The sequence below is a fragment of the Hydrogenispora ethanolica genome (assembly GCF_004340685.1).
Taxonomy (GTDB): Bacteria; Bacillota; UBA4882; order UBA8346; family UBA8346; genus Hydrogenispora; species Hydrogenispora ethanolica.
In genome coordinates, this window is record NZ_SLUN01000017.1 from 1 (window position 1) to 24,718 (window position 24,718).

21 protein-coding genes are annotated in these 24,718 nt (G+C 55.8%); 5 read left to right on the plus strand and 16 right to left on the minus strand.

Translation table 11 applies throughout. The annotated features are described in order from the left end of the window. Positions 1-3,122: RHS repeat domain-containing protein (locus EDC14_RS14020; protein ID WP_132014936.1), on the minus strand; the 3,122-nt coding region annotated here is incomplete at its 3' end. Positions 3,123-3,640: 518 nt separating this feature from the next. Between EDC14_RS14020 and EDC14_RS14025 the strand changes: the two genes are divergently transcribed. Both EDC14_RS14025 and EDC14_RS14030 read left to right on the plus strand, forming a co-directional pair. After that, on the plus strand, positions 3,641-4,069 hold the full coding sequence (locus tag EDC14_RS14025; RefSeq protein ID WP_132015019.1) for a MarR family winged helix-turn-helix transcriptional regulator: 429 nt from the start codon (positions 3,641-3,643) through the stop codon (positions 4,067-4,069). Next, a complete protein-coding gene (locus EDC14_RS14030) occupies positions 4,066-4,569 on the plus strand; it encodes a GNAT family N-acetyltransferase (protein ID WP_132014937.1) in 504 nt (167 codons plus the stop codon). Before EDC14_RS14025 ends, EDC14_RS14030 begins: the two co-directional genes overlap by 4 nt. Positions 4,570-4,588: 19 nt before the next feature. Here EDC14_RS14030 and EDC14_RS14035 read toward each other — a convergent pair whose 3' ends face one another. The 5 genes from EDC14_RS14035 to EDC14_RS14055 form a co-directional block, all read right to left on the minus strand. Further along, positions 4,589-5,299 carry a maleylpyruvate isomerase N-terminal domain-containing protein gene (locus EDC14_RS14035; protein ID WP_132014938.1) on the minus strand — a complete coding sequence of 237 codons (711 nt, stop codon included), beginning with the start codon at positions 5,297-5,299 and terminating at the stop codon, positions 4,589-4,591. 24 nt (positions 5,300-5,323) lie between these two features. Then, complete coding sequence (locus EDC14_RS14040) at positions 5,324-5,770, minus strand: DUF3788 family protein (protein ID WP_243662931.1); 447 nt, start codon at positions 5,768-5,770, stop codon at positions 5,324-5,326. Positions 5,771-5,821: 51 nt separating this feature from the next. Beyond that, a complete protein-coding gene (locus tag EDC14_RS27790; RefSeq protein WP_132015021.1) occupies positions 5,822-6,067 on the minus strand; it encodes a DUF3788 family protein in 246 nt (81 codons plus the stop codon). 194 nt (positions 6,068-6,261) lie between these two features. Next, positions 6,262-6,723: a GyrI-like domain-containing protein gene (locus tag EDC14_RS14050; RefSeq protein WP_243662932.1), complete on the minus strand. Its 462-nt coding sequence runs from the start codon at positions 6,721-6,723 to the stop codon at positions 6,262-6,264. 54 nt (positions 6,724-6,777) lie between these two features. Further along, on the minus strand, positions 6,778-7,719 hold the full coding sequence (locus EDC14_RS14055; protein ID WP_132014939.1) for a helix-turn-helix transcriptional regulator: 942 nt from the start codon (positions 7,717-7,719) through the stop codon (positions 6,778-6,780). Between the two features lie 119 nt (positions 7,720-7,838). Here EDC14_RS14055 and EDC14_RS27575 point away from each other — a divergent pair, with 119 nt between their 5' ends. Then, positions 7,839-7,961, plus strand: a complete 123-nt coding sequence (locus EDC14_RS27575; RefSeq protein ID WP_279388759.1) for a hypothetical protein — start codon at positions 7,839-7,841, stop codon at positions 7,959-7,961. Here EDC14_RS27575 and dtd read toward each other — a convergent pair. From dtd to EDC14_RS14080, 5 genes are all read right to left on the minus strand, one after another. Then, positions 7,958-8,407: a D-aminoacyl-tRNA deacylase gene (dtd, locus tag EDC14_RS14060; RefSeq protein WP_132014940.1), complete on the minus strand. Its 450-nt coding sequence runs from the start codon at positions 8,405-8,407 to the stop codon at positions 7,958-7,960. The genes EDC14_RS27575 and dtd overlap by 4 nt on opposite strands. Before the next feature lie 9 nt (positions 8,408-8,416). Next, complete coding sequence (locus EDC14_RS14065) at positions 8,417-10,576, minus strand: RelA/SpoT family protein (RefSeq protein ID WP_243662933.1); 2,160 nt, start codon at positions 10,574-10,576, stop codon at positions 8,417-8,419. Beyond that, positions 10,577-12,292, minus strand: a complete 1,716-nt coding sequence (recJ, locus tag EDC14_RS14070) for a single-stranded-DNA-specific exonuclease RecJ (protein ID WP_132014941.1) — start codon at positions 12,290-12,292, stop codon at positions 10,577-10,579. Between the two features lie 397 nt (positions 12,293-12,689). After that, entirely contained in the window at positions 12,690-14,348 is a 1,659-nt protein-coding gene (locus EDC14_RS14075; RefSeq protein ID WP_132015024.1) for an AMP-binding protein, read from the minus strand. 17 nt (positions 14,349-14,365) lie between these two features. Next, entirely contained in the window at positions 14,366-14,920 is a 555-nt protein-coding gene (locus EDC14_RS14080) for a helix-turn-helix domain-containing protein (protein WP_132015025.1), read from the minus strand. A 513-nt stretch (positions 14,921-15,433) separates the two neighbouring features. Between EDC14_RS14080 and EDC14_RS27580 the strand changes: the two genes are divergently transcribed. Next, positions 15,434-16,042 (plus strand): lytic transglycosylase domain-containing protein, encoded by a 609-nt coding sequence (locus EDC14_RS27580; protein ID WP_132014942.1) that lies wholly within the window; start codon positions 15,434-15,436, stop codon positions 16,040-16,042. 236 nt (positions 16,043-16,278) lie between these two features. Here EDC14_RS27580 and EDC14_RS14090 read toward each other — a convergent pair whose 3' ends face one another. The 5 genes from EDC14_RS14090 to cysC all read right to left on the minus strand — a co-directional run bounded on the left by EDC14_RS14090 (position 16,279) and on the right by cysC (position 23,154). Next, positions 16,279-18,036, minus strand: a complete 1,758-nt coding sequence (locus EDC14_RS14090; protein ID WP_132014943.1) for a hypothetical protein — start codon at positions 18,034-18,036, stop codon at positions 16,279-16,281. A gap of 508 nt (positions 18,037-18,544) precedes the next feature. Continuing rightward, entirely contained in the window at positions 18,545-19,432 is an 888-nt protein-coding gene (locus tag EDC14_RS14095) for a sulfotransferase family protein (protein ID WP_132014944.1), read from the minus strand. 96 nt (positions 19,433-19,528) lie between these two features. Then, positions 19,529-21,313, minus strand: coding sequence for a GTP-binding protein (locus EDC14_RS14100; RefSeq protein WP_132014945.1), 1,785 nt, complete (start codon positions 21,311-21,313; stop codon positions 19,529-19,531). A 24-nt stretch (positions 21,314-21,337) separates the two neighbouring features. Beyond that, complete coding sequence (cysD, locus tag EDC14_RS14105) at positions 21,338-22,219, minus strand: sulfate adenylyltransferase subunit CysD (protein ID WP_132014946.1); 882 nt, start codon at positions 22,217-22,219, stop codon at positions 21,338-21,340. Between the two features lie 269 nt (positions 22,220-22,488). Further along, positions 22,489-23,154: an adenylyl-sulfate kinase gene (gene cysC, locus EDC14_RS14110; RefSeq protein ID WP_243662934.1), complete on the minus strand. Its 666-nt coding sequence runs from the start codon at positions 23,152-23,154 to the stop codon at positions 22,489-22,491. Positions 23,155-23,546: 392 nt separating this feature from the next. On the opposite strand from cysC, the gene EDC14_RS14115 reads away from it, so the two are divergent. Further along, positions 23,547-24,419 carry a tetratricopeptide repeat protein gene (locus EDC14_RS14115; RefSeq protein ID WP_165908021.1) on the plus strand — a complete coding sequence of 291 codons (873 nt, stop codon included), beginning with the start codon at positions 23,547-23,549 and terminating at the stop codon, positions 24,417-24,419. The last annotated feature ends 299 nt before the right edge of the window (positions 24,420-24,718 follow it).

Genomic DNA, 24,718 nt, shown 5'->3' on the forward strand with positions numbered 1-24,718 from the left:
ATCCGGTTCCGGGAGTCGTAGGCATAGGTATAGCTCATCCCATTGGAGACTGTCTGAGTGAGCGGGTTATCATTGTTGTCGTAGGTATAGGTCACCGTCCGGCTGTCCGGTTCGGTCAAGCTCTTGAGCCGATAGCCGGCGAAGAACTCATAATTCATCGTTTTAGTCCTGGAACCGATAGTCTTGGTTTTCAGATTTCCGACATTATCATAGGTATAAATCTCGGCCGCCATCGGATTGGTCCCGTCCTGCGGCAAATCTATCCGGATTTGCCGTCCAAGATTATCGTAGGTGTAGAGCGTCGACGCCTGTCGCGGATTGGTTACTCTGACCAAGTGGGATTCACTGTCATAATCATAAGTTGTCACATAGGAGGTGTTCGAATCGGGATGTTCGATCACTTGGATTAACCGGTCCAATCGATCGTAAGTCTGTACGCGCTGGTTTCCTTTTGCGTCGATAACGGTAAGCGTCCGGTCATTCCAATTGGAAGTGGTAAAGGTTCCATCTGGCAAAGTGGTCTTGATCAGCCGGTCCAACTCGTCATAGTTATAGGAAGTTGTATGCCCCAGATTATCTTTGGCCGATATTAGCCTGCCGGCGCTATCGTAGCTCAACTCTTTGAGCGTGACCCAATTGCCGTTGAGTTTCCGTTGGATTCGACGCGGTTTTCCGCAAAGCGGGTCGTAAAGAATCCTGCCTTCTTGCCAACCGGCCGCTATGTTACCGTATTTCAGGCTAACGGTGCTATTGGCGTCATCATAAGTAATCTGCCGGGTGATGCCGATCTTGGGATCGGCATTATCTAAAGTCTCACTGGTCAACCGTCCCAAAGTGTCGTAGGTATAGAGAAACAGATTTCCCTTCGGATCGGTTACCCGAGTCGGCTTGCCGATATTTACATCATAATCATACGTGGCAATGGCGGAACCATCCGCCTTTTTTACCGCGGTCAAAAAGGCCGAGTTATATGGAGCATCGGCCCGGTACTCGAAATAAAGGGCATTACCGTTGGCGTCGGTTTTGGAGAGTATGTTACCGTAGGAATCGTAGGTAAAGGAACTCTCAAGATATGAGCCATTATATGCGTTTCTTTCCCGAAGCAGGTTCCCCCTGGCATCATATTGATAATGTGTTTGGTTCAATTGATCGGTATTGTGAACCGGATCATGGTTGATGGTCGCTTTGGTCAGTAATTTATCATAACCAATCTCGCTTAAGGTAGTTAGATCAGCAGAGAAGCAATAATCCTGGAGGCCACCGTTCAATTGAGACAAATGCCAATTGCTATTGGTATTGGCATAAGCCATTCGAGTGATATTGCCGTTGGGGTCTTTGACCAAGGTGGGGTTGCACCAATCATCATAGTCATATTGAAAACTGGCCGCTGGTCCAAGAGTACCGGAAGCGGTCATAAATTGGGTGTTAATTGAAATAGGTACATTAGCGCCGGCTTCTTTGGTTCCATAGAGCTTATAGGTATAGGTCGTGCTTTTTACTAAATTCCCAGAAAGTGTATATGTCTCTTCTTTACTGGTCGTTCCATAATCAGGGTTATTGAAGTAATATTTTTTTAATGAGGTCCCATCGTTCACTGCGACTGAACTCATGGAAAATGCATTTTGTCCTGTCAACCAGCTCGGGGAATAAGTTATTGTCGTGAAAGGATTTGATTCACCGGGCCTATATACTTTCTGGCTTTTTACTGTAAAACAGCCTATAAAAGCATATGCATCGAATCGAAAATCGTATTCATAATTCGTCCTACTTCCGTCGTAATGGGTTATTTGAGATATTATAATTGGTGCATAATAAGAGGTCACTTTCCCTAACGCGTCTGTGAAGCAGTAAGAGTTTGCGTCTATTTTTCTATAACTTAAAATGCATCGATAGGTATTATCGGACAGTTTTTGCTCCACTTTTGATAGGGTGGGATTAATCGTACCGTTTGAACTCGGGTTCAAATCATAGGAAAACTTAAAAGATCGACCTGCAGAATCTGTTAGTGAAGTAAGTCTAATAACAGCATCACTATTGTCATTATCGATTGGAATTGGTTCAAGTATTGAGTTACCAAAGGCAGCAAAGCCATACTGAATCGTATTTCCATTTGGGTCTCTTACTATCATTGTTCCAGAATGTTTTTCGATCGATGTCCCATCCTTAAGAATAACTGCTGAAATTCGTTTCTCTTTGTAACGCCCTTTAGAGGAATCCCAGTTATAACCTTTATAAATGACTTTTACCCGCGAATCTCCACAATAACGCAAATGGGTACATTCCGGTTTAATTATACAATCATTGCTTTCGAAGCCCGGCGGCAGTGGGATAATATTTTCCAGGTTTCCATGCGACAGATCATAGGATGCTCCATTTGCCAAATAAAGACGTTCCTTATAAATATAGGGCATTGCCCAATACCAGCCTTGCGCAATATAAAAAGGATTAGAAGAATCTATCCCTCCTCCCTTATAAACTCTTACAAGGTCAAAACCCATTTTCCCCCGCCCGCTTAATGGAAAAACCGGGGATAAAATGTTAAGTTTCAAGCCATTCAGCAAAACATGCTCTTCTCCATCGCTTACATAATCCATATTTGAGCAAAACCCATTTCCGTCCCAATTGGAGGATATGCCAAGAACATACTCGCTGAAATGGTCCAATTCCGCTTCGATGTTTCCAGTGACGGGATCTATCTGTTGATTTTTCGTCAACTCCAAACGTTTTTCTTCGCGGTTGATATAATATAGCCTTACACTTCTGAAAGAATCTCCTTCCCGTAAGGAATCAGCATTAATTTTTAGTCGGACAATCGGCGCTTTACCTCGTTGAAATTTTAAGCCGTGCGGCCCAAAACGATAAGGTTGTGAAACCGGGCGGAACCCAAAGGGAACTTGGATTTGGGTTAGGTCCGGATCGCCCCACCCTACCGACAACTCTTTGTCTGTGGCTCCAGCGGGGATATCCATTTCCAAACCATAAAAGTTGACATGTCCACTCCGGCCCTTCTCCAGCTTGAAGGTGCGCATTTCCCCGGGACTGGCCAGGGACGGAGTAGCATAATATATCCCGCCCAGGAGCAGAATGATGACGAGCAAGATTTTCATGGTGGGTTTCTTCATCAGTTAAGCCTCCAAATATTTGAATTATCTTTTTTGGAAGATTATTCTATGGAAATATTTGTTCTCCTTCAAATACTGGGATACTTTCCTGATTAACCCTTTATTTCTAAAAAATATTCATCGTTTCATTACTTGTTGAAGGTCATCAGCTGTTCCATGATGATTGATGTAACAGGTCTTCCACCGAATTGGTCAACTTCCCGCATCAACCAAAATAAAAACCCCCGCTCCGGAAGAAGTGAGGTCGTGATATTATCAAATCTGGTAAACTAATCAAATATTTCCTATCCCCTGGCCGGTCATGCTGCCCAATACCCGAACGAAATTCCATCCACTCCTCCCCAGCCGGGTCATCCGAACGCCCAGGTTGGCGGCATGAGCCAAAATTTCACCGTTTTCCCTCATGATATTGTTGAAAGTTCAACAATGATTCCTTATAATAATAGTTGAAGATTCAACTATCGGAGGAGGCGGTTCCCATCCAAACCCTGGACAATCCGATCCTACGGGAGATCGGCATGCTCTCCCGGATCATCCATTCCAAATGCGATCTGAAGTACCGGGAATATCAACTGCAAAAGGGGCAATTCATCTTTCTGACCCGGATCTGCGAACATCCCGGACTGAACCATATTCAGCTGTCCAACCTGCTCAAGGTCGACAAAACCACCACCACCAAGGCGGTGCAAAAGCTGAGCGGCAGCGGCTATGTCCGCAAGGAGAAAGACGCCTCGGACAGCCGGGCGGCCAAATTATACCCCACCCCCCGGGCGCTTACGGTCTACGACCTGGTGATCGCGGTGGAGAACGCCCATACCGCGACCTGCCTGCAAGGGTTCACTCCGGAGGAGATCCGGCAAGCGGGCGCCCTAATCGAAAGAATGCGCCAGAATATGGAGTCCGTCTGGCAGGAGCTGAAACGGCCGAAAGGAGCGGATAACGAATGATTCGCAATGCGCGATCGGGTGACCTCGCGGCTATCATGGAGATTGTGAGAAAGGCCGGCCAGGAGATGCGGGCCGAAAACCGGGTGCAGTGGGATGAGAATTACCCGCGGCTGGAGGATTTTGCGCGGGACGTGGCGGAGGAGACCCTCTATGTGGAGGAGGAGGCCGGACGGATCCGCGGTTTTCTCTGTCTGAACTATCAGGAACCTGACGAATACCGGAACCTTCAGTGGTCGCTGGCCGAGCCGGCGCTGGTGCTGCACAGAATGGCGGTGGACAGCGCCTTTCGCAACCGGGGGATCGCCTCGGCCCTGATGCGCTTCGGGGAAGCGTTGGCCCGGAACGCCGGGGTGCGCTATCTCAAATCGGATACCTATTCTTTGAATCCCCAGATGAACGCCTTATTTATCAAGCTGGACTACCGCTTCGTCGGCGCGATTCAGGCCTTTGGCAGGCCGAATGTTTTTCATTGCTATGAAAAAGTCCTAATCCCGGAGTGAAGCCGGCCCGTTCCCCCGTTCACCCGAGCCGGTTCGCTTCGATAAACCGCTCCACCATCCCCGCCGGCACGTCCGGACCGCCGGCCCCCGCGGTCCGGAACTCCCGCAGCCGGCGGAGCAATTCCTCCCGCTCCATCACCTCTTCCAGCAGGCCCTCGCAGTCCAAAAAGCTCCGGGCCATGGCCGGGCTGTCGTCCAGTTCGGCGAGGAGCCGGTAGTTCCCGGCCAGGATCCGGAAGGCGGCCGCAAAGTCGCGGCCCGCGAAATGGTATACGGCCCGGTGCAGCGTGGGATGGAGAAAGCCGTCAATCAGAATGTAGCGCCATAAGGGAGCGTCGAACCCCTCCAGCCCGGCCGGCTGGCCCAGGCGTCGCTCGTCGAAGGCCGCGACGCGCTGTCGAAAAGCGGCATGGCTGGACTCGGCCAACGCACGGATTTCCCCCGCCGAATCCCGGCAGTGTTTGGCATAATTGCGGCGGTTGACGGCGTCAAGGTCTTCGTGAAACGGAACGGCCTTCCCTTCGGCCAGGGCCGCCAGTTTCCCGGCCGCGGTCAGGCGCCATTCGCCGAGATGGGCCAGGACATCCGGGAGCGTCCAATGATCATAGTCGCCCCGGGCCTCGGCCGCGGTTTCCACCAGACTGCCCAGCAGCTGTTCTTCCTGGCGCTGCGCCTGGTCCAGCAGCGATAGCAGTTTCACCCGGTATTCCATCGCCCGGTCCCCTTTCATTTCATTCCCCCAAGGCGCGCCCGTTCACGGGAGCGTTCCCTCCTGCTTCAGCAGGAGCAATTGTTTCAGGTCCGCCACGACGCGGTCGCCCGTGACCGGAATCATCAGCCAGACGGTGCCGTTGAACGGCTTGGCCGTCCGGGCCGGCGCCAGGATCGCTTCGTCCCACAGCCCGGCGCTGGTGGCCTCCAGCAGCGGCAGCAGCTCCTGCCGCAGGACCACCAGCGCCACGAAGCCGTCCCGCTCCGGGTACAAGGTGCAGAGCGACTTGCCGGATTTTTGATACTTTACGTTCCAGCCGGGTTTGGCGGAGCACCGGCTGTAGGCGATCTTCGGCCCGACCCGGTAGCGCTCCTGGAGAAAGCGGTTCAACTCCAGCCAACGGCCGCGCGCCGGTCCGTCGATATACCCGGTGAGCGCGGCCAGATCCGGCGCACGGCCGGCATCCAACAATAGATCCTCCGTTTTCAAACAGGCACCGCCTTTCGAAACCCAGGCCTACGTCAAAGTCATTCATAACATTTACTCCCGCAGAGGCGCGAAGGCGCAGGGTTTGACCATAAAAAAGCACTCAAAATTCTTATTTGAGGTTACGCTTTTTCTCCGCGCCTCAGCGTCTCTGCGGGAGAATAGCTTTTTGGTTTTTAGCGAAGCTTTTCTACCTTGTTCAATCAGCGTCACGAAGCCGGCCCAAGTCGGGTACAAGGTGCAAAGCGACTTGCCGGATTTTTGATACTTTACGTTCCATTTTCTCCCACAGAGGCGCAGAGGTGTAGAGTTTGACCATAAAAAAGCACTCCATCTATTCTTATTTCAGGTTTACCCTTTTGCTCCGCGCCTCAGCGCCTCTGCGCGAGAATAGTTTTTTGGTTTTTAGCGAAGCTTTTCTACCTTGTTCAATCACAGAACTTTGACGAGTTCCGGTTTCGAAACCAGTCACGGCTTGACCGATACCCGCCGCCTCACTTGAGCGGAAAGACGATCTTGGTCAGCAGCTCGCTCTCCGGCACTTCCTCCGGGGAATTGTAGTAAAACTCGTAGTACACGCCGGACGACACCAGGCCCTGCTCCTCCAGCCATTGGAACATGGCGTTGTAAACCGGCTCCATCCCTTGGTACGGGCCTTTATAAAGATAGGAAAGCTGCTTCCCGGCGGGAAGCTCGCCCGCTTGGATGGCCTCGCTGCCCGGAAGCGGCCTGGCCACCGGAAAGCCCATCGCCACGTCGAGATGCTCCATGTCCAGATTGTAATAGGCTGTTAAAGCCGCATTCAGCGGTTTTTCCCCCAGCCGGTTCAGGTACTCGATGACCGTTTGGCAGGCCTGGCCGATCTCCTGGGGCAACTGGCCCACCGTGGTGAACTTGCGGATGAACAGCAATGGCTGGGCCGGGGCTTCGCTCACTTCAAAATGGTAATCCATCATGACATCCTCCTTGGTTTTTCCCGATCATATCATGAGGAACCGGACAGCATCGTGTCATGTTTCGGAGGAATAGCGGCGGACAATTCCGGCGGCCAGATCCAGGAGGACTCTCCGGATATGTGGCGGGTTGACTACTTCCAGCCCGGGGCCGAAAGAGAGCAGGAACCCGTAGAGCCAGGGATTCTCGGGCATGACCGCCTTGACCATCAGCCGTTGGTCGTCCTCGCGGATCGCATCCTCGCCGAACCACTCCCGGACGGCGGCCGACAGTTCCCTCTCAAAGACCAATTCAAGCTGAATCGCGTTTTCCGGTTTCCACCACTCGTGCTCCCAAGGCAGCTCGTCCAAGGCGACCTCCCTGGGAACGAAGCGGGTCTCGGTCACGGACAGCTCCGTAATCCGGCCGAGCCTAAAAAGGCGGAAACCCTGCCGCGCTTCGCACCAGGCGTAGAGATACCAGCGCTGCCCCTTGAGCACCAGCGAATACGGCTCCACCAGCCGCACGCTGCTCTGCCCCGCCGCGTCGGTATAGGCCAGCCGGACCTGGCGCCGGTCGGCGATGGCCTGGCGCAACATCGCTAGGCGTTCCTTGACGGGGCCGGCGCCGCCCCACGGCTCCAGGTCGATGACCAGTTGATTGGTCTTGGCCTGAACCGTTTGCAGTTGTTCCGGGGAGAGCGTATTCCGCAGCTTCTCCAGCAGGACCGTATGCCGGGTATCGGGGACGCTGGAGGCCACGCCTTTTAAGGAAGCCACCAGCGCCGCCATGTCGTCGGGCGTCAACAGGCTGCGGTCCAGCCGGAAGCCTTCGGCGATCCCGATGCCGCCGCCCGCCCCCTGATAGGTGACGATGGGAATCCCGGCGCGGTCGATGGCGTCGACGTCCCGCAGGACAGTCCGCACCGATACCTCAAAAAGCTCGGCCAATTCCCGGGCGGGAATCCGGTCCCGCCGCAACAGCAGCACCAAAATGGCGATGAGTCGATCCAGTTTCATCGGATAACCTCTGTCGTGTCGAATTCGGCATCATCAGGAAATAATTGCCACAAGCTGTATTATAACACACTCTTGGGTTGCTTCCCAGAGCAGGGGAAGAAAAGTGCCGTGGCGGAATGATGGGTGGGCGATCGCGGGAGAAGGAGAAGAATGAGACGCCGGCCATCCGCCGGAAAGAGAACGGCCAGATCCCGGAATCAGGAGAGGAACAACGGAACGCTTTTTGCGGAGCCGGTCCTTAAAACAGCTTCTTGCTGTCCAACAGGATCGTCACCGGCCCGTCATTGACCAGCTCGAAAAGCATATGGCTGCGGAAGCGGCCCCGCGCCACCGTCAGTCCCTGACCGGCCACTGCGCTGCAGAACGCCTCGTAAAGCGCCTCGCCCAATTCTGGCGGGGCGGCCTCCGTAAAGCTGGGCCGCCGGCCGTTCCGGCAGTCCCCATATAATGTAAATTGAGATACGACCAATACCGGCAAACCCAGCGCCAGACAGGAAAGGTTCAACTTTCCCTGTTCATCGGGGAAGATCCGCAAATTGACGGCCTTTTCCGCCAGATAGGCCACATCCTCGGCGCTGTCATCCTGCCCCACCCCCAACAGGACCGCCAAGCCGGGGCCGATCGCGCCGGTGATCGCCCCGTCCACCGTCACTTGAGCCCGTTGCACCCGTTGAATGACTGCCCGCATCGCTTCCGCTCACCTCACCAGCCGGCTGACCCGGTAGACTCGTTCCACGCCCTCGACTTTTTTGACCCGTTTAAAGATGGCGGCGATCTGATCGGAATGAGCGATCTCCAAGGTGAGGTTGATAAAAGCGGTCCCGCCCTTGGAACGGGCCTTGGCCGCGCTCAGGTAGAGCTTCATCTCGGAAATGGCGTTCATGATATCGGTCAGGAAGTTGACCCGGTCCGCCCCTTCAATCTCGATGTCCACCGGATAGGAGGCACCCGCCTCGGTATCCCACTCGACCTCAATGATCCGCTCCCGGTCCTCGCTGACCAGATTGGGACAGTCCCGTCGGTGCACCGACACGCCCCGGCCGCGGGTGATGAAGCCGATGATCGGATCGCCGGGCACCGGATTGCAGCAACGGGAGAAGCGGACCAGCAGATCGTCGACGCCCTTCACCCGGATGCCCTGTCCGGGACGGCGCGTCTTGCGCCGCTCCTCACTCTCGGGCCGGGTGGTGACCCGCGGCGCAAAGTCCTTCTCGCCGCTCATTTTGCCGATGATCTGGTTGGCGGTGACTTTCAGGTCGCCCACCGAGGCCAACAGATCGTCGATATTGTTGAAGCCGAGTTTCTTGGCGGCTTCCAACAAAACTTCGGGACGCAGGTTCTCATGGACTTCCAGGTTGTGTTTGCGCAGTTCGCGTTCGAGGATCTCCCGGCCGGCCTGAATGTTCTCTTCGCGATCCTGCTCGCGCAGCCACTGCCGGATCCGGTTTTTGGCCTTCGAGGTTTTGACGAATTGCAGCCAGTCCCGGCTGGGACCGGAACCTTGCTTGTTGGTGATGATCTGGATGATATCGCCGTTTTTCAGCTGGTAATCCAGAGGGACCAGCCTGCTGTTGACCTTGGCGCCGGCGCACTGGTGGCCGAGGCCGGTGTGGATGCTGTAGGCGAAATCCACCGGGGTCGAGCCGGCGGGCAAACTTTTGACCTCGCCTTTGGGAGTGAAGACGAAGACCTCATCGACGAAGAGCCCGATCCGCAGAGTCTCCATGAACTCCTCGGTATCCTTCATCTCGCCCTGCCATTCGATGAGATGGCGGAGCCAGGCGACCTTCTCCCGCATATCCTTGTCGCCGGTGCCATCCTGCTTGTAGATCCAATGGGCGGCGATCCCGAACTCGGCGGTCTGGTGCATCTCCCAAGTCCGGATCTGGATCTCCAGCGGCTCGGCCTGAGGGCCGATCACCGTGGTATGCAAGGACTGGTACATATTGGACTTCGGCATCGCCACGTAATCCTTGAAACGGCCCGGGATCGGTTTCCACAGAGTATGCACGATGCCCAACACTTCATAACAGTCCTGGACCGTCGCCACGATCACCCGCAGGCCCAACAGGTCGTAGATCTCGGAAAAATCCTTCCCCTGCTCCTGCATCTTGTGGTAGATGCTGTAGAAATGTTTCGGCCGTCCCTGAACCTCGGCCTTAAGCTCCACTTCGGCCAGGGAACGCTGCAGCGTCGCTTTGACCTCTTCGATGATGCCTTCCCGCTCCTGCCGCTTTTTGGCGACCTTGCCGACCAGATCGTAGTAGGCATCGGGATCGATATAGCGGAGCGCCAGATCCTCCAGCTCCCATTTCACCTTGCCGATACCGATTCGATGGGCCAGCGGCGCATAGATCTCCAGGGTTTCCTTGGCGATCTTTTGTTGCTTCTCGGGGCAAAGGGCTTTGAGGGTCCGCATGTTATGCAGCCTGTCGGCCAGCTTGATGATGATCACCCGCAGGTCCTGAGTCATCGCCAGGAACATCTTGCGCAGGTTCTCCATCTGCTGTTCCTGCTTGCTTTGGAAGGCCAGGCGGGAGAGCTTGGTGACGCCGTCGACCAGCAGGGCCACTTCCGAACCGAAGCGTTTTTTGATCTCCTCCAGATCGTGTCCGGTATCCTCAACCACGTCGTGCAGCAGGGAAGCTTCGATCGAAGTCGTATCCATACCCAGGTCGTAAACGATGTTCGCCACTTCCCAGGGGTGCTGGATATAAGCCTCGCCCGACTCCCGTTTCTGGCCTTGATGGGCGTCAAAGGCAAAGTCATAGGCCGCCTTTACCCGCAGGGCATCGGCCTCGCCGCGATTCTGGGCGATTCTCTGCAAAAAATCTGCAAAGGACGTTGATGGTTCCACTTACTCGCTCCCCCGTCGCACGACATCCTTCAGGTTCAGCTGGATCTGAACCGAGCCGTTCCAATGGTTCTCCTCCAATGAGAAAGCCAGGTCCAACTCGCTGGTGCTGGCCAGCTCATCCAGGACGAATCCCAGATTGAAGCCGATCCCCTCCCGGGTCACCTGTTGGTCGGAGACCCGCAGTTTGAGGTGTTTGCCATTCTCGCCCACGCCTTTGTAGTCGACCAGGCGGACGGCCCGGCACCCGAAGACCGGGGTGGGATTGGCCGGCCCGCACGGCGCCAGCATCTCCAATTCTCTGGCCAGGTCCAGCGTGACCCGGTTCAGATCCAATAAGCTCTCGATATTCAGCATCGGCCGGAGATTTTCCGGAGTCAGATGCGCCTTGGCGTACTCCTGGAATGCCTGTCTGAACCCGGGGATCTGTTCCCGGGCGATGGAGAGTCCCGCGGCGAACTCATGGCCGCCAAAGCGGATCAGATGGCCGCTGCAGTGATCGATGGCGTTGAACAGGTTGAAACCGTGGATGCTGCGGCCGGACCCCCGGCCCTCGGCCCCGTCCAGCCCGATCAGGATCACTGGTTTATTATAGATCTCCACCAGCCGTGATGCCACAATGCCGATGACCCCGAGATGCCATCCCTCGCCGGCCAGCACCAACCCGTACTCCTCCGCCAGCTCCGGAGCGGCGGCCAGCATCTGTTGGGCCTCGGTCAGGACCTGGTTCTCGGTACTCTGGCGGTTCAGATTCTCCTTCTCCAACTGCTTGGCGAGATCCAGCGCCTGCACCGGGTCGTTGGTCAGGAAGAGGCGCACCCCGATGCTGGGATTGCCCATCCGGCCGGCGGCATTGACCCGCGGCGCCAACACGAATCCGATGTGGCCGCTGGTGATGGCCCGGTCGGCCAGGGCCGCCGTCTGAATTAAAGCTTGCAACCCGATGTTTTCCGTCTTTTGCAACTGCATCAAGCCATATTTGACCAGTACCCGGTTTTCGCCGAGCAACGGCACGATATCGGCCACGGTCCCAAAGGCCACCAGATCCAGATTGCTGAAGAGCCGTTCCCGGATCTCTGGGAAGGCGGTGGCAACCCCCTGGAGCAGCTTGAACGCGACGCCGACCCCGGCCAGCTGCTGGAATGGATAACCCTCGCCCGGCAGCTTCGGATCAATAATCGCATAGGCGGCGGGAAGCGTCTCCTGGGACTCGTGATGATCGGTGATGATCAGATCGACGCCCCGCTCCGCCAGGTAGGCCGCTTCCTCCACCGCGGTGATCCCGCAATCCACGGTGATGATCAGGCCGACGCCGCGCGCCAGGGCCTTCTCGATGGAGCTGAGATGCAGCCCGTATCCTTCTTCCAGCCGCTTGGGCAGATAATAAAGGAGTTTTCCCGGCAAGAGCCGGGCCAGTACCCGGATCATCAGCGAGACGGAGGTGATCCCGTCCACGTCGTAGTCGCCATAGATCAGGACGTATTCCTGATCCCGGATGGCCCGTCCGATCCGTTCCACCGCCCGTTGCATCATTTGGAATTGGAAGGGATCGTGCAGCTGATTCAGGGTTGGAGCCAGAAAAAGCTGGGCCGCCTGGGGATCGGAGAGACCCCGGTTCACCAGCAGCCTGGCCAGGAGCGCCGAGATTCCCAGCCGCTCGGCCAATTCGTCGGCGAGGTTATGAGGATGAGCGGCGATCCGCCATACTTTTCCGGTCATCGTTTCGTCCTGTCGTTTGATGAATTAGCAGCCATGTTAAAGTCTCTTTCCAACCGCTTCAGCCTGAAAAGGTTTAAAAAGTCGACTTTATCCCTTGCTTCTCTGAGCTTTTGTATTCACCCTGTCCTTCGGACAGGATTTATTACAACGCTTTTAGGGAGCATACGCTTTATTTAAGTATTGGCATAAAACGGGATTTCAAATCCAAAAAACCGCTTGCAACATATAACAAGAGCCGGCGGAATCGTCCGTCACGCCGACTGTTTAAAGATTATTCGTCATGATTAGACACATTCCTGCTAAATCCTGCAACCGGCCAAAGTTTTCCCGCAAATCAAAGAAACGGGATGATCGCTCGTCCCGTTTCTTTTTGAAAATACCGGTATGGCCAGCCGCCCTACGCCTCGGTCCGGTCCTTCTCGCGGATCTCCACCCGCCGGATCTTCCCGCTGATCGTTTTGGGGAGCTCCGCCACGAACTCAATGACCCGGGGGTATTTGTAGGGCGCGGTGACCCGTTTGACGTGCTCCTGAAGCTCCTTCACCAGCTCCTCGCCGGGCTGGTAGTTCTTGGTCAGCACCACGGTCGCCTTGACGATCTGGCCCCGCAGCGGGTCGGGAACGCCGGTGACGGCGCACTCCAGGACCGCCGGATGCTCAATCAGGGCGCTCTCGACTTCAAACGGCCCGATCCGGTAACCCGAACTCTTAATGACGTCATCGGTCCGGCCGACGAACCAAAAATAGCCGTCCTCATCCCGCCAGGCGGTATCGCGGGTGTGATACACGCCGTCGTGCCAAACGCTTTCGGTCATCTCGCGGTCGCGGTAGTAGCCGTCAAAGATGCCCACCGGCGTGTAAATGTCGGTCCGGAAGATGATCTCGCCCACTTCGCCCACTTCGCAGGAGCGGCCTTCCTCATCGACGATATCCACTTCATATCCGGGGGAGGGCTTGCCCATCGAGCCGGGGCGCGGCTCCATCCAGGGGAATGTCCCCACCGCCATGGTGCACTCGGTTTGTCCGTATCCTTCCCGCAATTTGATCCCGGTCAGCTTGAGAAACTGGTTATAGATCTCCGGATTGAGCGGTTCGCCGGCGACGACGCAGTATTTCAATTTCGAGAGATCGAATTGGGAAAGGTCCTCTTTGATCAGATACCGGTAGATGGTGGGCGGCGCGCAAAACGTGGTCACGCCGTGTTTGGCGACCATCGCCAACAGATCTCTGGGGATGAACTTCTCGAAGTCATAGACGAAGACCGCGCTGCCGGCCAGCCATTGCCCATAAATTTTTCCCCAGACCGACTTGGCCCAGCCGGTTTCGGAGACCGTCAGGTGCAAGCCGCCATCCTCCACATTCTGCCAATACTTGGCCGTGACGATATGTCCCAGCGGATAGGTGAAATTATGCCGGACCATCTTGGGAAAGGCGGTGGTCCCGGAGGTGAAATATAATAAGGAAATATTGTCGTTCCGGGTCATCGCTTCTCCGGTCGGCTTCTCAAAATGGGAGTCGGCCTTCGCCATCTCCGCGTCAAAGTCCAACCAGCCTTCCCGGGACCCGCCGACCAGGACCTTGGTTTGCAAGGATGGCGAATCGCCTTGCGCCTTCTCGACATGCTCGATCACTTCGGGGCTGGCGACGCAGACGATCATTTTGATATCGGCGGCATTATTCCGGTAGACAAAGTCCTTGGCGGTCAAAAGGTGGGTGGCGGGGACGGCGATGGCGCCGATCTTATGCAACGCCAACAAGCTATACCAGAATTCATGGCGGCGTTTTAGGACCAACATCACCGGATCGCCCTTGCCGATCCCGGCGCTGCGAAAGAAATTGGCAGCCTTGTCGCTGTAAAATTTGAGATCGGCGAAGGTAAAGTTGCGTTCCTCCCCCTGGTCGTTACACCAGACGATCGCCACCTTGTCAGGGGATTGTTCCGCCAGTTCATCGACGACGTCATAGGCGAAGTTGAAGTTGTCCGGAACCTTAATCTCAAAATTCTCGCGGAACTCCTCGTAAGAGTGATACTCCCCGCTGGTATACTTATGTAACAGCATCTGTTCTCTTCCTCTCAAAAAATGATGGCTAAAAATTTAGCGGTCTTGCCATGCAAAGCTTTCATGCCGTGCGGCACCCCGGAGTCAAAATAAAGCGAATCCCCTTCATTCAGGATCACTTCGTGCTCTTCCAGCATCACCCGGATGGAACCCTCCAAAACATAGTTGAATTCCTGGCCGGGGTGGCTGTTCATGTGGATGGGGGAATCTTTCGGCTCCGGCTCCACCGTGACCAGAAACGGCTCCGCTTTCTTATGGGCGAAATTATAAGCCAGGCTTTGATATTTGTAGTCCTTGCGCCGCTCCACCGATACGCCTTTTCCCTTCCGGGTCAGGGCGTAGAGTCGCAGCCGTGGTTCTTCGCCTGTGATCAGGCTCGCCAATTCGATATTGAACCGGTGCGCAATCCGCATCAGGACGCTGACCGGAATATCCCGCTCGCCGCCCTCGTATTCCCGGTATAGTTCCACGGGGACCTCGCATTCTTTGGCCAGAACGTCCAGCGGAACCTCGAATATTTCCCGCAACTCTTTAATCCGCGCCGCAATCTGACGAATCTCCTCTTCCACAGCCACCACTCCTTCTTGTTCATAGCCGATATAGGGATCAGCCCACTTCGCCTGTTTCAAAAATCCGCGCCGTTCAACGGCTGGAGAACTTTTGGAAATAAAACCTTATTGAAGCATTTTTGCTCATCGTATATAGTTTATAGAACCATCCCGAATCATTCAATCAGAAATTTTTAGTAATATTGTTCGACATTATTTTAAAATCTACCTTCCGGATCCCATACTTTTATTTTACATGCAACGACATGAATCCCCATCCAAAGTCCGTAACCAAAATTTCATCTTTGCCTAAGCTGGAGGGTAGACCTTGCAACACGGACTCAGTGTTGACATACTGCAATTCCTTTGGTTATACTGAAAAAAGTGTCGTCCCGGCTTAAAAAAAGCGGTGTTTTGCAATTATTATTAGTTTCTAGAAATTAATGGCAGGTGTTGATGAAAACCTCGCTTAACCCAAAAGCAGGTCAAATGATGAAATAATTGCAAAACCGCCTAAAAAGGCAGGAATCGTTCATGAAACTATCCGATAAACTATCCCGTTCGAATGTCTCTCGTCACAAACTTCTGATTGCGCTCCTTCTTTTGTTCATTCTCTCCTGCGCATACTGGACTTTGAATGTCTGGAACAACGAAACCCAAACGGACCGGCGGCAGTATACCGCGGCCAAGGTATCGATGGTGATGGGGTTTTTCAATAATCGCGATCCGGAGATCCATGCCGCCATCATGAGCACTTTCGATCCGGTCCTGGTGGCGATCGTCATCGGTATTGAGAGCAAGTACCGCTCCGATGTGATCAGCCCCAGAGGTTGCCGCGGCCTGATGCAATTGACCCCTGACAAGCTCGCCGACTGGCGCAACAAGCAAAAAAACATCGAAGTCGGCGCCTACTATCTGCAAAACTTACTGACCCGGTTTGGCTCCATGGAGTTGGCCATCGCCGCCTACAACGCCGGGCCCGAGGCCGTCATCCGTTACCGGGGGGTTCCCCCTTACCAGGAAACCCGGCGGTACGTGGAGAAAGCCAAATTTTACACCATGATGTTTGATCAGATCGTCTGCTTCGAGACGGGATTGGTCCATTCGGAGCAGCGGAATCAGCTCATCCCCAAAACGCTTTAAGTAAAAGTAGGAAAAATCACTGAAGCACGGACGCGCCGTTGCCTCCGCGCCGCAATTGGGGCTTGCGGAGCCCTCGCGTCGGTACGGGACTACACAAATAGAAAAGAGCCTTCGCGAAAAGGCTCTTTTCTTATTCCTCCAGGTTCCGCTCCCGAAGATTTGCGAAACCGGATGCCATTCCCGTATTTCCTGCACCCAAGCCGGGATCGGCGCCGGCCGTCCGGTGCGGTTCACACTCAGATCCCTTCCAATTTGCTGAGCAGCTCTTCCAACTGCCGCGAACTGCGCCGGAGCGAAACCAGGCCCTCGTTCTCGGGCGGGGCCGGAGGCGAGGGACGCTCGCCCGACTGCCCGGACGGGAAAATCTCCGGCAAAATGGATTTACTCTGCGAAGACTCAACCGTTTGGAGCGGCGTTGGCCGGGGCATTTCCGGTTCAGGCGCGGGACGGTCCTCGGCCGCGGCCGGCTCGGGTTCCTGGGCTCCGGGGGAAACCGCCGCTGGGGAGGTTGTGGCGGAGACCGGATGGGCGCCGAAGTTAGCCAGGTGCCCCATTTTCAAAAGATTCACCAGTGAACTCCGGCCGTTTTCATCCACGATCTCAATGAAACCGGGCATGGCGCCGTTGCCGATCCCAGCCGGCAATTTGGCGGTTTCCTGGACTTCCACCGGCGCAGCGGAATTCTCCCGCGCCCCGGCGGCCGACGGCGCCGCTTCCTGCCGGGAGGCGGCCTCCTGCTCCAGCGGAGGCGTCCGGAAGGACGAAGCGGTTTTCTCCGGGGTCACCGCGGGGTTGAGCGGTTGTTTCAGCCGGTCCAGTTCGATGATGATATTTTGATCGCCGATGGTAATGGTTTTTTGATTGGAGCGGGGCTCCTCCGGCTTGGCGGGTTCGGGGTTCGGCCCCGTTCCGGCGGGAGCCGCGGTTTCGGGGGCCGGGATCAATCCCAATCCCGCCAAGGCGTCATTGATCGGGGTCCAGGTCTGCTTGATCATGACCTTCATCGCCCCGACTACGTCCAGGGGCGACGCCCCGGAACTGACCAACACCCGCAACCTGCCCCGTCCCTCGGACCAAGCCGAATCCCAATTGACAAACGCGGACGGAAAGACCGTCGCAAACTGCCCTTCGAAGGAACGCAACATGTCAGCCAAAGAACCCACTTCGGGGCTTTCCAGGTGAATCTCCACCCCGATCTCCCCGCCATAGTCGAAAAACTCGTAATGAATGCCCCGCGGCCACCAATCCGGCCGCAGAATCCGGTACCGGCCGGCCTTGCCCCGGGGCTCGAAGCCTTCAATGGCGATGCGCGAATACGCGGCGATCACCGCCTCAAACTCGGGACGGGCGACGACCGGCGCGGCCGGAGTTCGGATGGGCGCGACGCTGACCGCGCCGCAGACCACCATTTCCGGCAGGTACACCGCTTCCCCGTCCGTTCCGCTATACCTGCGGATCACCACCAGCCGCACATCCAGATCGCTGTGCTCGCGGATGAATTGGAAAGCCTTGATCAGCTCCTCCGGCGCCTGGTCGGCCACCATGACCAGCCGGACCTTCCCGGCCCGGAGATAGGATTCGCAAGACTGCCAGCAACTTTCCAAGCCGTATTCATCGTCGGGGTCGTCCAGGAATTGCCTGAGCGCTTGCTCCAGCGCGCCATCCAGCCTTTGATTCAGCTGGGCCGGGGTCAGCCGGGCCAGCTCCGCGATGAACTCGAAGACCTGCGCGAAAAATTGGCGGCTGACCGGACGGTCGTCGATCCGCTGGACCTTGACGATGGACAAATGGCCATCCCAAGCGACGAACAACGAATCCAACGGGTCCGTCCCCGGCAGCTCCGGATGGGAGCGGACCAACGCCAAGGGCGGCTCCGTCTCAACCTGCAACAATTCAGGATGGAGTGTGACCAATTCCCGAAGTTCGATCGGATCGGCAAAGCCATGCGGAACCATTCGGATCGAACCGGAACGACCGCAGTACACAATCGGCATTCCCATTTACCCCCCTACCGGATAGACACAGCTTTTTTGTGGAAATGATGGCGTAAAATTGTACGATAGCATTTTGATAAAGCGTAAACGGCTTTGTTCGCGAAAGGCGCGGTAAAGCGTTCGCGCTTTTCGCTCCAAACCCGTCAACGCTTTCGCAAAATGCTGGGATTACACAGTTTTTTCTCTCTCCAATATAGCACAAATATTACCAAAATTAAACCATGGACCAGAAAATTATGAAACATTTGGAAATCCATCGCTTTGAGAGCTTTTTGCACAAAATTTGCGCGACTTTCGGGAGAGGCGTTTGGTGTCAAACCCGCGCCGAACCTTCGGGGGGGCCAATGGATGGATCCGGACCGTCACTGCGGGAAAACATCCCGGTTCCCAAAGCGCGGACTTACCCCCATAAAAAAATGGGCTCCCCGGAAATCATTCCGGGAAGCCCAGATGAGAGCGTCCGCCAAACAGCCCTGTTTCAGAAGCAGTTTTGAATCAACGGGCCCGGCTACTGCCGCCAGAACGACAGATCCTTGCCCAGGAAGGCTTCCAATTCTTTTGTTTCCGCCTCAAAATAGCGATACAATTGTTTCCGGAGCGTCTCATCGAGGGAAGAAATCGGAGAGCCCTCCTTGGCCAGCAGGGTGTTCTTCAGGTTTTTCAGCAAGGATTGGGTCTTCCACCCTGTCTTCGCCTGAATGAAATCCCGGGTCTTCTTGAGCAGCGGATGACAGTAAAAAAGCCGGCTCAGTCCGGACGAGGTCGAAACCGTCCGCTGGTTCCGGTAGACATTCAACTCAAACGGATAATCTCCCGGCACGCCGAGAAAATCCAGGATCACCCGGAGTTGGGCTTCCACATCCTGCACGAACTCCTCAAACAGGATGAATTGGAAGCGATCGGGCGCGAAGTATTGCTGATACCGCCGAATGGAAAGCAAATAGCTGCTCTCCTTCAAATATTGAAAGCCGTAGGGATGATGATAGTACTCCAGCGACTTGGCGATCCGGCTCGGTTCATCGCGATCAATCGCCTCTGCGAAGGGCAGATCTTCGAACTGATGGTTGCGCAACATGCAATAATGCGAATACGCCCGTTCGACCGGATTTCTGAGCATGAAAATGAATTTGACATCCTCCCCCAAGTCCTGGCGGATTCGTTCGGGACAGCGCTCATCGACTGCGTAAACCGGAGAAATATCGCCAATCGCGGTTTCGTCTTTCACGTCGGCATAGTACTTCCCCTCATACCAGTCTACTCCCTTTTCATAATCCTGCGTAAAGAAACGGGTTTCTTTGATGGTGGGCAGATAGATCCGGGGATGTTGGATGAGCAGGTAATACAAGTTCGTCGTCGCCGATCGGGCTGCGCCCGGGCAAATAAAATTCGGGAGCATTCTCCTCCTCCAATTCACCGTTTATGGTCTTGCTTCCTAAAATAAGGCGGCGGCCGGGATTCCCAGGGGCTATCCCCCGGGATCCCAGCCTCCGTTTCACCAAGCCTTAAAGATGACGCCCCGATCCTGCAAAAGCTCTTTGACTGCGCCAACCGCGGTCTCCTCCGAGTTCACAGCCGGTATTTGCAGGTCATAGCCGCTATCGCCGCCTTCCTCGCCGACCCAAACCGTTTCGATCCGGCCCGCCTCAATGACGGTCCGGATCGCCGCCAGATCCTCGGGGCTCAGTTCGGCGGCGGTGATGATCAGGATCACTCCGGCGTCCAGCAAAATACGGGCGACCTCGGTCATCCTGCGCAGCTGTTCGGGGCGGCGGTTGTTGGCGCTTTTCCCGAGGTCGGCGCTCGCTCCGGATAGGACGTTGCCGGTGCCCCAGAAATAAACGATCTTCCCTTCTTCAAACAACTTTTTCTCCAGCGCCCTCGCCAACGTTTGCTTCCCGACGCCCTCCGGGCCGGTGATAACGATCAGCGTGGCCCGCTGATTGTAGCGCTCCGCCCGCTCTTCCGGCAGAATGACGCTCTTTTCCCCCGGCTCGTGGCGAAGCGGCAGCCTCTCCCGGAGCGGCGCCGGCTGTTCCTCCAGCGCCTCGTCCACGATGCCGCCCCCGGCGATCTCGTAGCGGTCCACGATCACAAACCGTCCCGTTTGCGCCAGCTCCCAAGCCTGGTCGAAGGCTATCGCTTTTTTCAGTTTCAGGATGCATTCGGCGACTTCATGACGGGCCACCCAGTCCCGTTTCCCCGCCTGCAAAGTCGCGGCATCCAGGACCCGGACGATCTCCTCGATCCGGAACCCCATCTTTGCCGTACCCAGTTTCAAAACGTACTCCTTCTTCGGTACCAGCGGCTCTTTCCCCAGCCAAAACAGGTTCACCTTCACCCTGGAAGTAACCCGGGGCCGCGGCTCCCCGGCTTTGCATACCAAGTCGCCCCGTTTCACATAGATCTGTTCTTCCAGCGTGAATCCTGCGGCCCAGCCGGCCTCCAGGCACTGCGGCGTCTCCCGGTTAAATCCTTCCAGCGTCCGCACCCGGCTGGTTTTCCCCGACGGGTAAAAGACGACCTCCTCCCCGGCCTGCAACCTCCCGGATTCAATGGTGCCGGCAATGATGCGCCGGTTGTCCCCCTTGCGGGTAAATTTATAAACTCCCTGTACCGGCATTCGAAAGGGCTGGGACACCGGGGGTTTGCTCGATTGAAAATGATCCAGCTCCTCCAGGACCGTCCGCCCGGTAAACCAGGGAGTGTTCGCGGAATGCCGGGCAATGTTGTCCCCCTCCATCCCGCTGGTGGGGATATAAGCCGAGGGGATGATCCCGATCCGCTTGAGGAAATCGGCGTACTCCTGGACCGTCTTTTCGAACCGCAGCCGGTCGTAAGCGACCAGATCCATCTTGTTGACCAGGACCGCAACCTGCCTGATGCCGAGCATGGACAGGAGATAACCGTGCCTCCGGGTGTTTTCCCGGATCCCTTCCGCGGCGTCGATGACCAGCAGGGCCGCTTCCGCCCGGGAAGCCCCGGTCACCATGTTCTTGAGGAACTCGACGTGGCCGGGCGCGTCGATAATCATGTAATTCCGCAGCCTGGTCTTAAAAAAACAGCGGGCCGCGTCGATGGTGATGCCCTGAGCCTGTTCATCCTTGAGCGCGTCCAGCAGAAAAGCATATTCAAAAGGCTTCGCATTCCGTTTACAAGTCTCCCGGACCTGTTCCAACCGGCCCTCGGGCAAGGAATCGGTATCGGCCAGCAGTCTCCCGACCACCGTGCTCTTGCCGTGATCCACATGGCCGACGATCACGATATTCATATCTTCCATGGTTCACAGTTCCTTTCGCGGGGTTCACATATATCCTTGTTTCCGCAGCTCCTCGAGCCCGCCGCCGTCTTCCTTGTCTTGGGCCCGCCCGGACCGTTCCGCGACCCGCGAGAACTTGCCGGATTTCAGCTCCGCGACGATCTCCCCGACATTCTTGGCAGTGGATTCCACCGGGTTGGTGCAAGGGGCGCAACCCAGCGAACGGTAGCGTCTGCCGTCGCCCTGGTCAAAATAGAGCGGAACCACGGGGATCTTTTCTTTCCCGATGTATTCCCAGATATCGACCTCGGTCCAGTCCAGCAGGGGATGGATCCGGATATGGGTCCCGGGGGCAAAATCGGTCTTATATTGATTCCAGAACTCCGGGGGCTGCTCTCCGATATCCCAGGTGTTATCCAAGTCCCGGGGCGAAAAATACCGTTCTTTGGAACGGCTGCCTTCTTCGTCGGCCCGGATTCCGGCGATCACTCCGGTAAAAGGCTCGGTGTTCCGGTCCAATTCGTACTTCCCGGTATCATGGTTCAGCCGGTGCCGGGGCCAGGCGCCGCTGAGGACCTGCTTCAAGGGTTCGGTCTTCAGATTCTTGCAGCATTGAATGCGCGTGGTCCGGTGATCGGGAAAGGTCTGCTTTTGATCCAACGCCTCCCGGTTTTCCCCGTAGATCATGTCCAACTTCCATTCCAGGGCCAAGCGGTCCCGGTATTGAATCATTTCGGGAATCTTGTAATGGGTATCGATATGAATGAGCGGAAACGGCACATGCCCGAAAAAAGCCTTCCGGGCCAGCCATAGCAGGACCGTGCTGTCTTTTCCGATCGACCAGAGCATGCAAAGATTCTTAAAGGAAGCATACGCTTCCCTCAGAATATGCACGCTGGTGTTCTCCAACTTCTCCAGATGTTCCATAATCTTCCCGCCGTTATCATTTAATTTTTTGCAGGACACCGGGCCGACTCGGGGCCAAACCAATAAAAAACTCAGCGGGGCCCGGCAGCTCAAGAATTGAAAGAGTTCTTTCGCTGCACCGCCGCTAAGATCGTGAGGCGGATCCATTGGTTTTCCTAGAGTAAACCGCTATCCGAACGCTTGAATTTCATAAACGAACCAAAACCAGTCTCCTCCGGCCATTCCTTGAAAGCCAAGGACCCGAAGGACCGTTTCGGCAGAGACTCGCCTCAGGTCAATATGCCGCAGTAATTCTCAAAAGTACAAAAACCGACTGCAATATAGACATATTTAAGGAACGGACTCATTTTCTGCAGAATTTTCTGCGCGGCTTCCGAAACGGAAAACCGTTCGGTGTCGATCACCAGATCGGGATGGTCCGGTTCCTCGTAAGGGGAAGTAATGCCCGTGAATTCCCGAATCTCATGATTGAGGGCTTTGCGGTAAAGTCCTTTGGGATCCCGGGCGATGCAGGTTTTCAAATCGGTTTTCACATAGATCTCCACAAAATTGTCGCTGCCGATTTTTTTCCTGGCATACTCGCGCATCTTGCGAAACGGCGCAATAAAACAGACCAGCGTAATGATGCCGGCATCCTTAAATAACGCGGCGACCTCGACGATCCTTCGAATATTCTCATTCCGCTCGGCCTCGGAAAAGCCCAGATCCGAATTGAGCCCGAGCCGGATGTTATCCCCGTCCAGACGATAAACCGATTTCCCCCGTTTGATGAGTTCCTTCTCCACTTCCACCGCGATGGTGGTTTTCCCGGCTCCGGATAAGCCGGTCAGCCACAGGACCAAGCCGTGCTGATTCAGATTTTTGCAGCGTTCATCGTAGGAAACTTTTCCTTCGGCCCATGTCAGATTGTTGGGGCATGGATTCCCAACCGCCAAAGCGAACCCCCTCCTTCCGTGATCCGTGTTGAACCGCTCTCTTCCCATCCGGAAGGTTCAACATCGCTCTACGCCATGAACTTTCATTTCACCGGCAGCGATAGTGAAATAAATTTTTTCACAAAGATTGCATTCCCAAAGCCGCATATTTGGGCTTAAAGAAATAGCTTCTAAATAAGTTGACGGTGCGGCGCCGAAAATTGTTCATTTCCGGCCGGAAATTTTTGAAATTTGACTTTTTTCTCTTAGCAGGAAGGAAGTGGGAACTGGAGCACCAGCTCATTCGGGTTAACACAGTGGGGAAGAAATGATAATCGGGGCGGCGTCTTGAAACTTCTTGCAACAGACGCTTCAAATTCTGATATAATTGTATCAAAATTGGAGGGATGCGAATGCAGCTTCAGACATTTTGGCAGAAAAACATCATGGTCGTTCTGGCACTCTGGTGCCTGCTCGCCCTGGGGATCCGGCCGGGCTGGGCCGGGTTTGGCATTGGCTGCCTGATCTGGTTGGCATGCCTTATCTTTACCGCCTCCCCCGTTTTCTGGAACCTGTTGGCCGGTCTGAATCCCGATCCGGTCAAAGCCGAACGTTTTCTGAAACAAGCCATCGCCTCCGGCGCCAGGATCCCCCAGCCCTACATCGCCTTGGCCGTGATTTATACCAAGCAGAGTCGCTGGGCGGAAGCCCTGCCCCTCGTCGAGCAGGCGATGCTATACTCCGCGAAAAAGATCCTCCCCCAGTTGCGCATCCGATTGGCCTCGCTGCATCGGGAATTGGGGCAGATGGAAGCGGCGCTCGCCATTCTGGAGGAGCTGGCCGGCCAGGGCTACCGCGACGTCTCGCTCCATATCAATCTGGCCCGCACCTACCAGTTGACGGGGCGTTTCGACGAAGCGCTGGCCGCGGCGGATAAAGCCCGCTCGCTGGATCTGTCCAATCCCCAGCCGGTCTTGATCGCCGGGCGGGTGCATTTTGATAGCGGCGACTACTCCGCCGCCAAGGCCGACTACGAGTGGGCCATCGACCACCTTTCCTGGCCGGTGGAGTCATTTTATTGGCTGGGCCGCGCCCAGCTGGAATTGCTCGAGTACCGGGAAGCCGTGGAGAACCTGACCAAAGCCGTCGAGCGCATCACCGAAGAACCCGATCTGTCGGACGTGCCGGTGGCCGAGGCCCAAAAGTGGCTGGAGAAAGCCGTCATTCTGGCCAAAAGCGCCGAACCCGCGCCGGAGTCCGACGTCGCGGAGAGCCAGGCCCAATAATTTTCCTTTGATGAGTTGGCCGTGGGCCCGTTCCACGGCCAAACCCCACCCCTCCAATCCAAACCACCCGGGATTCATGGGGGTGTTCGTTGCCCCCGACCCCGCCTTCGCCGGCCTGTGGCAAGAACCAAGGCCCGGTCCCCAACTTGCAAGCCCCCGGCGCCTCAAAAAATTTAGACGATTATCAAGTTAGCTCCGCTCACTTACGAAGGGATCGAAGGATAGTCATGGCCTTGTTAGGCGGATACGTGACCGGGTGGAGGAGCTGAAAGAGAACGTTTTGTGAATCACGGCTCGCT